At 70.1% G+C, this 13,082-nt stretch carries 11 protein-coding genes; 6 read left to right on the top strand and 5 right to left on the bottom strand.

Annotated features, from left to right (window positions below):
• Positions 1-4: 4 nt before the first annotated feature.
• Both RMN86_RS09530 and cpaB read right to left on the bottom strand, forming a co-directional pair.
• Positions 5-1,399, bottom strand: coding sequence for a type II and III secretion system protein family protein (locus RMN86_RS09530; protein WP_309605606.1), 1,395 nt, complete (start codon positions 1,397-1,399; stop codon positions 5-7).
• Positions 1,400-1,419: 20 nt separating this feature from the next.
• On the bottom strand, positions 1,420-2,364 hold the full coding sequence (gene cpaB, locus RMN86_RS09525; RefSeq protein ID WP_309605605.1) for a Flp pilus assembly protein CpaB: 945 nt from the start codon (positions 2,362-2,364) through the stop codon (positions 1,420-1,422).
• A gap of 201 nt (positions 2,365-2,565) precedes the next feature.
• On the opposite strand from cpaB, the gene RMN86_RS09520 reads away from it, so the two are divergent.
• The gene (locus RMN86_RS09520; RefSeq protein WP_309605604.1) at positions 2,566-3,495 is read left to right on the top strand and encodes an aldo/keto reductase; all 930 of its coding nucleotides are present in this window, start codon (positions 2,566-2,568) and stop codon (positions 3,493-3,495) included.
• A gap of 1 nt (position 3,496) precedes the next feature.
• A complete protein-coding gene (locus RMN86_RS09515; protein ID WP_309605603.1) occupies positions 3,497-4,717 on the top strand; it encodes a CoA transferase in 1,221 nt (406 codons plus the stop codon).
• Positions 4,718-4,942: 225 nt separating this feature from the next.
• On the opposite strand, the gene RMN86_RS09510 is transcribed toward RMN86_RS09515, so the two are convergent.
• Positions 4,943-6,589 (bottom strand): acyl-CoA dehydrogenase family protein, encoded by a 1,647-nt coding sequence (locus RMN86_RS09510; RefSeq protein ID WP_309605602.1) that lies wholly within the window; start codon positions 6,587-6,589, stop codon positions 4,943-4,945.
• A gap of 79 nt (positions 6,590-6,668) precedes the next feature.
• On the opposite strand from RMN86_RS09510, the gene RMN86_RS09505 reads away from it, so the two are divergent.
• Positions 6,669-7,301 (top strand): glutathione S-transferase family protein, encoded by a 633-nt coding sequence (locus RMN86_RS09505; RefSeq protein WP_309605601.1) that lies wholly within the window; start codon positions 6,669-6,671, stop codon positions 7,299-7,301.
• A 58-nt stretch (positions 7,302-7,359) separates the two neighbouring features.
• A complete protein-coding gene (locus RMN86_RS09500; RefSeq protein ID WP_309605600.1) occupies positions 7,360-8,190 on the top strand; it encodes an enoyl-CoA hydratase-related protein in 831 nt (276 codons plus the stop codon).
• A gap of 23 nt (positions 8,191-8,213) precedes the next feature.
• Here the strand turns inward: RMN86_RS09500 and RMN86_RS09495 are convergent, their stop codons facing one another.
• Positions 8,214-10,310 (bottom strand): molybdopterin cofactor-binding domain-containing protein, encoded by a 2,097-nt coding sequence (locus RMN86_RS09495; RefSeq protein ID WP_309605599.1) that lies wholly within the window; start codon positions 10,308-10,310, stop codon positions 8,214-8,216.
• Positions 10,307-10,789: a 2Fe-2S iron-sulfur cluster-binding protein gene (locus RMN86_RS09490; RefSeq protein ID WP_309605598.1), complete on the bottom strand. Its 483-nt coding sequence runs from the start codon at positions 10,787-10,789 to the stop codon at positions 10,307-10,309. Before RMN86_RS09490 ends, RMN86_RS09495 begins: the two co-directional genes overlap by 4 nt.
• A 142-nt stretch (positions 10,790-10,931) precedes the next feature.
• On the opposite strand from RMN86_RS09490, the gene RMN86_RS09485 reads away from it, so the two are divergent.
• Positions 10,932-11,855: a cation diffusion facilitator family transporter gene (locus RMN86_RS09485; RefSeq protein ID WP_309605597.1), complete on the top strand. Its 924-nt coding sequence runs from the start codon at positions 10,932-10,934 to the stop codon at positions 11,853-11,855.
• On the top strand, positions 11,852-12,967 hold the full coding sequence (locus tag RMN86_RS09480; RefSeq protein WP_309605596.1) for a serine hydrolase: 1,116 nt from the start codon (positions 11,852-11,854) through the stop codon (positions 12,965-12,967). The genes RMN86_RS09485 and RMN86_RS09480 overlap by 4 nt, the downstream gene beginning before the upstream one ends.
• The last annotated feature ends 115 nt before the right edge of the window (positions 12,968-13,082 follow it).

Genomic DNA, 13,082 nt, shown 5'->3' with positions numbered 1-13,082 from the left:
GGTACTATTTTCCGGAGACGGGGACTGTCGGGACGATAGCGCCGCGGAGCTGCGGCGGTTTTGGCGACTCGGCCGCGATGGGACCGCGCAGGTCCCGGGTCATCGGCCTATCGAGCGACTCCTTGCCATTGAGCATGAAGTTGGCCGTGCCGGGCTCCGGCGCCGCCAGGGAGGTGGTGGCGGCGGCCTTGGCGAAGTCCCGGGCCGTAACCACGTGCGGTGTGACAATGATCATCAGTTCGGTCTCGTCGCGCTTCCATCGCGCCGAGCGGAAGAGGGTCCCAAGGATCGGGATGGAGCCGAGGACTGGGTATTGGCGCAGGTCGTTGGTGTAGTCGTGGAGAAACAGGCCGCCGATGGCGAGCGAGTCACCGTCGCGGATTTCCACGGTCGTGTCGGCGCGCCGGGTAATCAGGCCAGGCACCTGCACCCCATTGATCTTGATCGCGTTGGTCTGATCGAGCTGGCTGACCTCGGGGGCCACGGCCATGCGGATCAGGCCGTTGTCCTGGACGGTCGGCTGGAAGCCGAGCTTCACGCCGTAGGTGCGGAATTCGATGGTTATGCCGTTGATGCCCTGCGGCACGGGATAGGGAAATTCGCCGCCGGCCAGGAAGCTGGCCTTGCCACCGGACACCGCCACCAGGGTGGGCCGCGCCAGGGTCCGGACGATGCCCTTCTCCTCCAGCGCCTGAAGCCTCAGATCGACCCCATTGGGGCCGGCATGGGTTGCAAAGCCGAGGACCCCGTTGGCGGGCGTGTTGCCGATCAGGCCGCTGCCGAAATTCATCGTCGTGTTGCCGCTGGTGATGGCGCCGGAGAAGCCGATGTCCTGCAAGGCCGAGCGGGTGGCCTCCATCACCCGGACTTCCAGAACGACCTCCTGCGAGGCGCTGACGATCAGGGCCGAGGTCGCCGCGTCAGGGGCGAAGCGGTCGGCGAGGGCCTTGGCGCGGGCTGCGACGCTGGCCGTCGAGACCGTGCCAGTGAGCAGCAGGCCTTCGCCCAGCGTCTGGACGCGGACATCCTCGCCGGGCAGCGCCGTCTTCAGGTCGTTCTGCAGGGCGCTCGCATCGTAGCCCACCCGCACATCGATGACCTCGATCAGCCGCCCGGCCGGTCCATAGACCAGCAGATTGGTCGATCCGGGCTCGATGCCGCGGACATAGAAACTGCGGTCAGTGGTGGCGACCACCTCGGCGATGTCCGGCTGGGCGACGATGATCTTGCTCGCCGGCTCGTTGAGCCGGAACGAAAGGGACTTGTCCCGCGGCACCGAGATCACCCGTGAGGCGGCCGCTTCGGTGAGCATGGGGTCAGCGCGGGCCGGCCCCGGTGTGGCGACACCGCCAAGCAACGCGACAGAGGTGCAGAGCGCGAGGGTCAGGCTACGCGGCATTGTCAGGCGCTCCAGAACGGTCACGACGGCTTACCCGCGGCGGTGACCGCGCCAGCTCTTTCGGTCGCCGGCGCCGCGGCCGCGGCGATCGCGGCGGCAGGCTTGGCCGAAGCGGATTTACCCTGGCTGCCGCGACCTTGGCTTTCGACGATCAGGATCAGGTTGGGCGTGGGCTGCGGGACGCCGGGGGCGCCGCGGCGATGTCGGGCGCCGGACGCACGGCCGCCGCCGCCGCCGAAGGCGCCTGCGCGCATGGGGCTGGTTTGCGCCAGATCGGTCGAGCCGGTCCTGCGCAGCGCAAGCGAGAGCTTGCCGAGATCGCCCGCGACGGCGAGCTTCTCGGCGTCCGCCACGCTGACTTCGAGCGTGGCGGTGGAAGGGGTCGCGGGCTTGTTGGAGGTGAGGTCGGCATTGAGGTCGACGCCGAGGACGCGGATGTTCTGCGTCACGACCTCGGAGACATAGGTGCGGATGTTTCCGTCGGGCGTCAGGTCGCGCATCAGCACCACATCGACCCGGTCGCCGGGCAGGGCGTGGCCGCCGACGCCGGTCACGTCGGAAACCTTGATCGTGTAGGCGCGAAACCCGTCGCCGATCTCGGCGGCCACGGAGGCGCGCGCGCCTGGCCCGGAGAGCTTGGCTGGCAGCAGCGGCTCGCGCGCGGCGATTGCGGTCAGGACAACTGGCGCGCCGCCGCCATCCTTCGACAGCACCTGTCCCAGGGTCGAGAAGGCGCCTTCCGGCACGGCGTTCGACGGCAGTTTCAGGACCACCAGCTTGCTGGCGTCCAGCCGGTCGCCAAACTTCAGCGCCGCCTTGGCCACCACCACTGGCACGCCGACGATGGGCGGCGCAGCCGTGGCCTTTGCCGCCGCGGCGTTCGGCAGCATCGCCTTGGCGACGAGGAGCGCCGCCAGGCCCAGCACCGCGGACGCTCCGAGGCTGACGATCGTGACGACGCGCATGGGCTCAACCGTTCGAAAAAACCGTTGTAGATTGTGAACTTAGGCAACGGACACTTGCGACATTGCCAACAAACAGGGTGAATTCTTCGTCAACCCTGTCGCGGGTCCAGGCCCGCCGCCGCCCGCATGGGCTGCGGAAAGTGCTTGGCTCCGGCCCCGCGTCCCGGTCATCTGGCGCCTGCGATCTCGGAGGGAACGATCATGCGGATGCGCCGGCTGGGAAGCTCGGGCCTGAAGGTCAGCGAGGTCGGGCTGGGCTGCAACAATTTCGGCATGCGGATCGACCAGAAGGCCACGCAAGGCGTCGTCGATGCCGCGCTGGACGCCGGGATCACCTTCTTCGACACCGCCGACGTCTACGGCGGGACCAAGTCCGAGGAATTCCTCGGCAAGGCGCTGGGCAAGCGGCGCGGCGACATCGTGCTGGCCACCAAGTTCGGCAATCGGATCGGTGAGGATCCGCGGCGCATGGGCGGTTCGCGGCGCTGGATCCTGCGCGCGGTGGAAGACAGCCTGACCCGCCTGGGGACCGACTGGATCGATCTCTATCAATTCCACCAGCCCGACGCCGACACCCCCGTCGACGAGACCCTGCGCGCGCTCGACGACCTGGTGACGCAAGGCAAGGTCCGCTACATCGGCAACTCCAACTTCACGGGCTGGCAGATCGCCGACGCGGACTGGACGGCGGCGGGCGGGACGCGGTTCGTCTCGGCGCAGAACCTCTATTCCCTGCTGGAGCGCAAGGTTGAGCACGAGGTGCTGCCGGCGGCCGAGCACTTCGGCCTGGGCTTCCTGCCGTTCTTCCCGCTGGCCTCGGGCCTGCTCAGCGGCAAGTACCGGCGCGGCGAGCCGCCGCCCAACGACAGCCGCCTGGCCGCCTGGGGCTCGCGCGGGGCGGCCGCGCTCAGCGACAGGAACTTTGACAAGGTCGAGAAACTCACCGGCTGGGCGCGGGAGCGCGGCCACACGATCCTGGAGCTGGCTTTCGCCTGGCTGCTCGGTCACCCGGCGGTGTCCTCGGTGATCGCCGGAGCCACCACCGCCGAACAGGTCCGGACCAATGCGGCGACGGCCGCCTGGGCCCTGACGCCGGAAGAGGTTAAAGAGGTCGGGGACCTGGTCGCCTGAAATGTACGATCTGTTGAAGGGCCTGCGGGTCGTGGAGGGCTCGGCGTTCGTCGCCGCGCCGACCTGCGGGCTCTATCTCGCCCAGATGGGCGCCGAGGTGATCCGTTTCGACGCGATCGGGGGAGGTCCCGACTTCCGCCGCTGGCCGCTCGCGCCGGACGGCTCGAGCCTCTATTGGGAAGGCCTGAACAAGGGCAAGAAGTCGATCGCCTTGAACCTGTCGGCCCCGGCCGGCCGCGAGATCGCCCAGCGTCTGGCGACCGCGCCTGGCCAGGACGCCGGCCTCTTCGTCACCAACTTCCCGGTGGAGGGGTTCCTCTCCTACGCGGTGCTGGAAAAGCTTCGCGCCGACCTGATCTGCGTCCGCGTCATGGGGTGGGCCGACGGCTCGCAGGGGATGGACTATACGATCAACTCCGCGCTCGGCCTACCGCAGATGACCGGCCCTGCGGACGACGCGCGCCCGGTGAACCATGTGCTGGCCGCCTGGGACCTGCTCACCGGCGCCTATTGCGCCTTCGGCCTGGTCTCAGCGCTGCTGGCGCGGATGCGGACGGGTCAGGGACGCGAGATCCGGGCGCCCCTGTCGGATATCGGCGCGGCGACCATGGCCAATCTGGGATTCACCGCCGAGACCCTGCTCGCGGGCCATCAGCGGCCGCGGATGGGCAACGACATCTTCGGCGCCTTCGGCCGCGACTTCACCACCCGCGACGGCCAGACCCTGATGCTGCTGGCGATCACCCCCAAGCAATGGTCCAAGGCGCTCGAGGTCCTGGGGTTGGCGGCGCGGGTCGCCGGGCTGGAGGCCGAACTCGGTGTCTCCTTCGCAGTCGACGAGGGTTTGCGCTTCACCCATCGGTCGCGGCTCTATCCGCTGTTCGAACGGGCCTTCGCAGATCGCACCGCCGCCGAACTGGGGCCCGCCTTCGACGCCGGCGGGGTCACCTGGGGCGCCTATCAACCGCTCGAAAAGGCGCTGGAGGATCCCAGGCTCTACAAGGACAATCCGCTGTTCGAGACCGTCGCTCACCCCAGCGGCCTGAGCTACCCCGCGCCCGGGGCCATGGCGACGATCCCGCAGGACGCCCGCGGGGACGTCCGCCCCGCCCCGCGGCTTGGCCAGCACACCGACGAGGTGCTGGCCGATGTGCTGGGGATGTCCGGCGCCGAGATCGGGCAGCTCCACGATGCTGGTGTGGTGGCGGGCCAGGACGGATAGGCAGGCGCCCCAACCTCCTGCTCCCACCGCCTTCGGCGAGCGGCCGGATTCACAAATCTCTGCGCCTTCCAAACCCTCCGCGCCTCGCCCCGGGGCCTTGGGTGACGCCCAGCAACAGGGGCGACGATCCCGGAGCGGCATCCCAGACCCCTGCGGCGGACTGGGGCGGCGCCCGTCACGCGAGGACGGCGCCCCGCCTTTTCCCTCAGCGGCAAGCGCACCCGTTCAATTCCCTCCCTCCAGCAGACGTCGCGCGATGACCTGGGCCTGAATCTCGCCGGCGCCTTCGAAGATGTTGAGGATGCGGGCGTCGGCCAGCAGGCGGCTGATCGGCTGTTCCATCGCGAAGCCCGTGCCGCCATGAATCTGCACGGCGTTGTCGGCGCAAGCCCAGGCGATACGCGCGGCGACCAGCTTGGCCATCCCCGCCTCCAGGTCGCAGCGGCGTCCCTGGTCCTTGGCGGTCGCGGCGAACCAGGCCAGGCGCCGCGCGCCGAGCAGTTCGGCGGCCATCATCGCCAGCTTGTTGGCCACCCGCGGGAAGGCCGCCAGCGGTTCGCCGAACTGGCGGCGCGAAAGCGCATAGTCCAGCGCCAGGTCCAGCGCGTTCTGGCCGACGCCGATGGCCCGGGCGGCGGTCTGGATGCGGGCGCTCTCGAAGGTCGCCATCAGCTGGGCGAAGCCCTGGCCCGCCTGTCCGCCGAGCAGATTGGCGTGGGCGACCTCGAACCCGTCGAAGGCGATCTCGTATTCCTTCATCCCGCGATAGCCGATCACCCCGATCTCGCCGCCGCTCATGCCGGGCGCGGGGAAGGGATCGCCTGAGATCCCGCGCGGCTTTTCGGCCAGGAACATCGACAGGCCCCGGTGGTCCGTCGACGCCGGATCGGTGCGCACCAGCAAGGTCATCAGGTCGGCGCGGGCGGCGTGGGTGATCCAGGTCTTGGCGCCGGTGATCCGCCAGACATCGCCATCGCGCACCGCGCGCGTGGTCAGCGAGCCCAGATCCGACCCGGCCTGCGGCTCGGTAAAGACGGCGGTGGGGATGATCGCGCCGCAGGTCACGCCCGCAAGCAGGCGAGCCTGCTGATCCGCCGTCCCGTGCGCCAGCAGGAGCTCGGCGGCGATCTCCGAGCGGGTGCCCAGCGAGCCGGTCCCGATATAGCCCCGCGACAGGGCCTCTGTGACCACGCACATGGCCACCTTGCCAAGACCCGCGCCGCCCCATTCTTCCGGCGCGGTCAGGCCAAAGACGCCCAGCGCCCCCATCTCCTCCAGCAGGCTGAGCGGGATCAGCTCGTCGCGCATGTGCCAGCCGTGAGCGAAGGGCGCGATCTTTTCGGCGGCGAAGGCGTCAAACTGGTCGCGGATCGCCTCGAGGGTCTCGTCCAGGCCACTGGCCTCCAGCGAAGGATGGCCCCGCGCAAGGTCGAGCAGCTCGACGATCCGCGACTTCACCGCCTGGGTCGCGCCGGCCGCCAGGCGACCCACGACGGGCCCCATCGGCAGCGACGAAACGCCCAGGTCCCACGTCCGGAAGGTTTCGCCCTGGTTCATGGGAATGCCGCCCAGCACCTGGCTGGCGTATTCGTAGGCCAGCAGCTGAGCCGCGAGCGCGTCGGCCTCGCCGAAACGCCCCTGCGCGGTCAGCGCCCGCGCCCAGAGCGCGGTCTGGCGAAGGGTCTCGGCATAGGCGGCCATCCACGCCAGGCCATGGGCGCCGTGCTGTTCGGCGTCCAGCAGCGCGCGGTCGGTCCGACCGTCGCGCGTCGTGCGGCCGGCCACCGCCACCTGGAGTTTGCTGACAAGCGCCTGCGCGCGGCTCGCCGCGAGATCCAGGAGTTCGAGGAGGTCTGGAAGGATCAGGCTCATCGCGCACACTATAGGGGAAGCTTGCTTTGCGTAGCGTCAGGCGGTTCTGCTGGGACCCAGAAAAAGAGAGGCGTTCCCCATGCTCGTCGTCCACCATCTCAACGATTCGCGCTCACAGCGCATCCTGTGGCTGCTCGAGGAGCTGGGCGCGCCCTATGAGATCAAGTTCTACAAGCGTGACGCCACGACCCGGCTGGCGCCGCCGGAACTGAAGGACGTGCATCCGCTCGGCAAGTCGCCGGTGATCACCGACGGCGCGGAGACGATCGCCGAATCCGGGGCCATCATCGACTATATTGTGCGCAAATATGGCGCCGGCCGGCTGGCGCGGACGCCCGGCGCGGCGGACTTCGAGAAGTACAACGAGTGGCTGCACTATGCCGAGGGCTCGGCCATGCTGCCGCTGATGCTGAACATGTACGTCATGCGTCTGGCCGAAGCCGGCGCACCCCTGCACCCGCGTATCGCCGACGAGATGGCCAACCACCTGGGCTATGTGAACGCCTCGCTGGAAGGCCGCGACTGGCTGATGGGCAAGGACATCACCGGCGCCGACGTGCAGATGAGCTTCGTCGGCGAGGTCTGCAACGCCTTCGGGCAGGGCGACCGCTATCCGAACATCAAGGCCTGGGTGGACCGTTTCCAGAACCGCCCGGCCTATCGCACGGCGCTGGAAAAAGGCGGACCCTACAACATGGGCCCGAAGACCTGACCCGCGACCTGGAACGCTCTGGGCTGACGGATGTAACCTTGAAACGAGGATGGGCGAGATGAGCGAGACCCTGGCCAAGCCGGTGGCGGATCAGACGGCGGAGGTGCTCTACGAGGCGGCCGACGGGGTCGCCACGATCACGCTCAACCGGCCCGAGCGGATGAACGCGATCTCCGGGCCGATGCTGGCCAGCCTCAGCGAGTACCTGCTGGAGGCCAATGCCGACAGCAAGGTCCGCGTGGTGATCCTGACCGGGGCGGGCCGCGCCTTCTGTGTCGGTCTCGACCTGGTGGACGCGACGCAGGGTTCCGGCATCGGGTCGGACCGGCAGGCCCAGGCGGTTTCGGTGAACCTGGACCTTCGCAACACGCCGCCGACGATCCTGTTCGGCATGGACAAGCCGACGATCTGCGCGCTGAACGGCGCCGCCGCCGGCTATGGCCTGGACACCGCGCTGGGCTGCGACATCCGCATCATGGGCGAGAGCTCCAAGCTGGCCGCGGCCTTCGTGCGGCGCGGCGTGGTGCCGGAAAGCGGGGGGACCTGGCTGCTGCCCAGGCTGGTGGGCTGGTCGAAGGCCGCCGAGCTGATCTTCACCGGCCGCACGCTGTCCGCCGCCGAAAGCCTGGCGCTGGGCCTGGCCAACGAGGTGGTCGCCGACGCCGAGCTGCTGACCCGCGCCCGCGCCGTCGCCGCGGAGATCGCCGGCAACGCGCCGCTGGCGGTGCAGTCGGCCAAGCGACTCATGCGCATGGGCCTGGAGGAGACGTTCAACGACCACGTCCACCACGTCTATCTGCAGTTCCTGCAGCTGGTCCGCACCCAGGACTTCCGCGAAGGCATGACCTCGTTCCTGGAAAAGCGCCCGGCGGACTTCCACGGCCGCTGAGCCGCCCCACCCGACCGGCGGGATCACTCCGCCAACAGGGCCTGGGCGATCCTCTCCCGGGTCATCGGCAGGTCGCGGATACGCGCGCCGAGCGCATGGGCGACGGCGTTGCCAATGGCGGCCATCACCGGACCCTGGCTGACCTCGCCGAGGCCGACGGGCCTGGGATCGCGGATGTTCAGCAGTTCGATCTCCACCGGCGGAATCTCGCTGAACCGCAGGATCGGATAGTCGCCCCAGGTCACCGACGCGACCCCGGCCCCCCCCAGCTTCACCTGCTCCTTGAGCGTCCAGCTGGCGGCCATGATCATGCCGCCCTCGATCTGGTTCTTCGCTCCGTCCGGATTGATGATCAGCCCGCCGTCGCAGGCGCACCAGAGCCGCTTCAGCCTGACCTCGGTGTCGACCTCGACCTCGGCCGCGCAGGCCACCATCGCGCCGCGGCCACGGTGGCGGTCGTAGGCCAGGCCCAGGCCGCGACCGGTCGCAGCCTCCCAGCGCCCGGCCCAGCCGCACATCTCCGCCAGCCTCGTCAGCACCGCGCGGCCGCGCGGGTCGCTCAGCATGGCCAGGCGATAGGCGAGCGGGTCCTGACCCACGGCCTCGGCGAGTTCGTCGATGAAGCTTTCGGCGGCGAAGGTGTTGGCCGCCCCGCCCAGGCTGCGCAGCGAGGACGAGCGGATCGGCGTCTCGATGACGTGCTCCAGCGTCCGTGTCGCCGCGATGTCGTAGGAGGGCGTGGCGTTGAGCAGGCCCCCGGAGAAGCGCGAACCATCGGGCATCAGCCGCTGCGGCGGCTTGGGCGGCGCCACGTAGCCGGGGAGCGCGCTCTCGGCCACCGCCGTCCCGCGGGCGCCGGTGTGCGGCGTATTCCAGATCTCGGCGGTGTAGTCGACCAGCCGGCCCGAGGCATCGAGCTCGGCGGAGAGCTCCATCAGCATCGCCGTGCCGACGGGGGCGTGGCCGAATTCGTCCTCGCGTCGCCACTGCACGCGGATCGGTGCGCCGGGGCGGCGGATGGCGATCAGCGCGGCGTCGATCGGCGGGTCGTCGGCGCCGTTGTGGCCGTAGCAGCCCGGCCCCTGGCCGTGGATCACCTTGATGACCTCAGGGGCCAGGCCGGTGATCCGGGCCGCCAGCGCGCGCATCGGATAGACGCCCTGATTGTGGGTCCAGAGCGTCAGCTGGCCGTCCTGAAATTGGGCCAGGCCCGCCGAGGGGCCGAGCGAGCCGTGGCTGAGGAAGGGCTTGCCATAGGCCGCGGTGATCCGCCTGCGATTAGACGGCCCGGCGGGCGGTGCGCCGGCGGCGAAGTCCTCGCATGGAAGGGCCTTGAGCGCGGCGGGCTCGCTGAGCGCGGGGTCCAGGGCGCGGACGCCCTCCCAGCGCGCGGCGCCTTCGGCGGCGGCATGGGCGCGGGCGGCCTCGGCCTCGGTCCCGCAGATCAGGGCCACGAAGTCCTGGTCGATCAGGATGTCGACGTCGGTGACAGCCCGGCGGATGGCGGCCTCGTCGAGGCTCTTAAGTCTCGCCTGCGGACTGGGCTGGCGCAGCACGCGGGCGTGGCGCAGCCCCGGCAGCCTCAGGTCGTGCAGAAAGGCCTCGCCGAACAGCTTGGGCGGCAGGTCCAGGCGGGGCTCGCTTTGGCCGACGACGCGAAGACGGTCCGACGTCTTCGGCGCAGCCTCCCCGGTGGGCGCCCGGGCGAGGTCGACCTCGCCGGCCAGGCTCCAATAGTCCAGGCCGCTCGCCTGGCCGCCCTTGAGGAACGCGCCGTCGCGAATATCCAGCTCGGCGGCGTCGCAGCCCAGCCTGCCGGCCGCGGCGGCGGTGAACAGCGCGCGCACCTCGGCGCAGGCCGCGCGGAGGGCCGGGCCGGAAAACTCGATCGACATCGACCCCACGGTCAGCCCTTCGTCGGGAATGTCGCCGGTCGCCGCGGGCACGACGCGCAGCCTGGCGAAGGGCGCGTCCAGTTCGTCGGCGGCGATCTGGGCCAGGGCGGTGGCGATCCCCTGGCCGTACTCCATGCGCCCGAAGGCGACGCGTACGCGGCCATCGGGATCGAAGCTGACCCACCGGTCAAGGCGCGGATTGGCGGCGAGCATGGCGGGAATCATGCGGACGCTCCTTCGCGCATCCGCCGCGCGGCCAGGGCCACCGCCTCGAGGATGCGGTTGTGCACCCCGCAGCGGCAGAGATGCCAGTCGAGCGCCTGGGCGATTTCGCCGCGGCTCGGATCGGGGTTGCGGTCCAGCAGCGCCTTGGCGCCCACGAGGATGCCGGAGAGGCAGTAGCCGCATTGGCCGGCCTGCAGCTCGAGGAAGGCGGCCTGCAGGGGGTGGGGACGCTCCGGTGTCCCGAGGCCCTCGGAGGTCAGCACCGCCTTACCGGCGGCGGCGGCGATCTCCAGTGCGCAGGCGGCCTTCTCCTCGCCATCGACCAGCACAGCGCAGCTTCCGCATTGGGCCATGCCGCAGCCGAACCGTGCGCCGCTGACGCCGAGCGGGCCGCGCAGCGCGTCGAGCAGGCTGTCGGTCTCCTCAGCCTCAAGACTGACCGCGCGGCCGTTCAGGATGAGTTCGATCTGGCGTCGCACAGGCTGCCTCCGGGGAAGTCGCCACTAAAGGCTGACGCGCGCCAAGCTGGCAACCATGCGCCTGGCGACCCCGGAGCCCGCGCTTGACCCATTGCGGGTGTTATACAATAACACGTTTCCCCCCGGTCGCCGAAAGCCCGCCTTGACTGAGACCGCCCCCGTGCCCGAAGCGCTCGACGCCTATCGCAGCAGCCAGGCCTACCTGGGCGCGTTTCTGGGCGCGGACCATCGCCGTAACGAGCGGCGAACCTGGCTGGTGACGGCGGTCTGCGCGATCACCCTGGCGGCGCAGGTCGCCGGCGGCCTGCTGTTCAGATCCATGGCGCTGACCGCGGCGGGGCTGCACATGGCCGCCCATGTGGCGGCGCTGCTGGTGGCGGCCGGCGCCTATAGGCTGGCGCGGCGCTACGCGGGCAGTCCGCGGTTCACCTGGGGCGCCGGCAAGCTGGGCGATCTGGCTGGGTTCGCCAACGCGGTGGTGCTGGGCCTCACCGCCATTCTGATCGCAGTCGAGAGCGGGCGGCGGCTGCTCCAGCCGCAGGCAGTGGACTATGCCTCGGCCTTGCCCCTGGCTGGCGCAGGCCTGGTCGTGACGCTGGTCTGCGTCTGGCTCCTGCGGCCCGACCGGCGCGCAGCGCAGGACCTCAACCTGTCGGCGGCGCACCTACATCTCACCGCCGACGCCGCGGTCGGCGTGCTGACCATCGCGGGCCTGTTGGCGGGATGGCGTCTGGGCTGGTCCTGGGCCGATTCGATCGCGGGCCTGGCGGGCGCCGCGCTCGTGGCGCAATTTGCTGTCAGTCTGATCCGCAGGACCGCCGCCACCTTGCTCGACATGAACCCCTCACCAGATCTTACCGCCGAAATTCGCGCCCGCCTGCAGGCCGGGGGCGAACGCGTGCTGGATCTGCACGTCTGGCGCCTTGGCCCTGGACATCACGCCGCCGTGGCGGTGGTCAGCGCCGAGCCCGCGCCTTCGACGGAGGCCCTGCACGCGCGGCTGAACGGGCTGGAGGGCCTCAGTCACGTCACCGTCGAGGCGCGCGGCGGCGGGGTGCGGCCATGATGGCGCGCAGCGGGATCGTGGCGCTGGCCCTGGCCGGTCTGGCGCTCGGCGGGCTGGGCGCCTGGGCGGGGGTCAGCCGGCTGACGACGCAGAAGGTCGCCTATGTCGCGGGCCCGGCGCCGTCGCGTCCGGTGCGGACAGGTCCGCCAGCGCCTGCCGAATTCCAGGATGAACTTGAACGGCTCGCGCACGCCTACGGCGACCCGATGGGGATCGCGGTCACCGACCTCAGCGCGGGCTGGACGGCGGCTGTGGCCGGCGAGGACCGCTTTCCCCAGCAGAGCGTCTCCAAGCTCTGGGTGGCCTTGGCCGTGCTCCAGGCGGTGGACGAGGGGCGTCTGTCGCTGGACCGCACGGTGACGATGGGACCGCAGGATCGCTCGGTCTTCTATCAGCCGCTGACCCGCCGCATCCGCGGCGAGCGCGGGACACTCGACATCACCATTGCCGACCTGCTGCGCCACGCCTTGATCGAAAGTGACAACGCCGCCAATGATCGGCTGATCCGCGAGGTCGGAGGTCCCGGCGCGGTGACCCGGACGATCCTCGCCAAGCGTTTGACCGGCCTGTCGCTGGGCGGCACCGAGCGCGACGTCCAGACTCGCACCGCCGGACTGACCTGGAAGCCGGAATATGGCGCGACCTGGCTCTTCAAGCAGGCCCGCGCACAATTGCCCGATGCGGTGCGCGACCAGGCGCTGGCTGGCTATCTCGCCGATCCGCCGGACGGGGCGACACCCATCGGGATCGTCACGGCGCTGCGCGCGCTCAGCGACGGAAAATTGCTCAGCAAGGCCTCCACGGACTTCATGCTGGAGCTGATGGGTGAGGCGCGCACCGGAGCGATGCGCCTTCGCGGCGGTCTGGCCCCTGGCTGGGCGCTGGCTCACAAGACCGGCACCGGGCCAGACTGGCGTGGCGCCTCGGTGGGCATCAACGACGTGGGCCTGCTGACCGCGCCGGACGGCCACGTCTATGCGGTGGCGGTGCTGATCCGCCAGACCACACGGCCGGCGTCGGCCCGCCACGCCCTGATGCGAAATGTCACCCGAGCGGTGGCCGCCCAGTGGCAGACCGGCGGGTTCAGCGCCCAGACACAGACCGCGAACTAGTGTCCTTCCCGCTCAGGCTGGCTCAACCTGGGTGGAGGAGAAGGGCTCCAGATATAAGCGATGGCCCTGTTCTTTCCCGGCTGACTTGATCCAAGCCAGCCGGGAAAGAACAGCG

The organism is Phenylobacterium sp. (assembly GCF_031360265.1).
In the GTDB taxonomy this organism is placed as follows: domain Bacteria; phylum Pseudomonadota; class Alphaproteobacteria; order Caulobacterales; family Caulobacteraceae; genus Phenylobacterium.
The sequence above is the reverse complement of the archived record's forward strand: the minus strand, read 5'-3'. Positions and strand labels throughout refer to the sequence as shown.

Excerpts from the sequence above, each read along its gene's own strand:
- RMN86_RS09530 (WP_309605606.1), bottom strand. The coding sequence starts at position 1,399 with ATGCCGCGTAGCCTGACCCTCGCGCTCTGCACCTCTGTCGCGTTGCTT.
- cpaB (WP_309605605.1), bottom strand. The coding sequence starts at position 2,364 with ATGCGCGTCGTCACGATCGTCAGCCTCGGAGCGTCCGCGGTGCTGGGC.
- RMN86_RS09520 (WP_309605604.1), top strand. The coding sequence starts at position 2,566 with ATGCGGATGCGCCGGCTGGGAAGCTCGGGCCTGAAGGTCAGCGAGGTC.
- RMN86_RS09515 (WP_309605603.1), top strand. The coding sequence starts at position 3,497 with ATGTACGATCTGTTGAAGGGCCTGCGGGTCGTGGAGGGCTCGGCGTTC.
- RMN86_RS09510 (WP_309605602.1), bottom strand. The coding sequence starts at position 6,589 with ATGAGCCTGATCCTTCCAGACCTCCTCGAACTCCTGGATCTCGCGGCG.
- RMN86_RS09505 (WP_309605601.1), top strand. The coding sequence starts at position 6,669 with ATGCTCGTCGTCCACCATCTCAACGATTCGCGCTCACAGCGCATCCTG.
- RMN86_RS09500 (WP_309605600.1), top strand. The coding sequence starts at position 7,360 with ATGAGCGAGACCCTGGCCAAGCCGGTGGCGGATCAGACGGCGGAGGTG.
- RMN86_RS09495 (WP_309605599.1), bottom strand. The coding sequence starts at position 10,310 with ATGATTCCCGCCATGCTCGCCGCCAATCCGCGCCTTGACCGGTGGGTC.
- RMN86_RS09480 (WP_309605596.1), top strand. The coding sequence starts at position 11,852 with ATGATGGCGCGCAGCGGGATCGTGGCGCTGGCCCTGGCCGGTCTGGCG.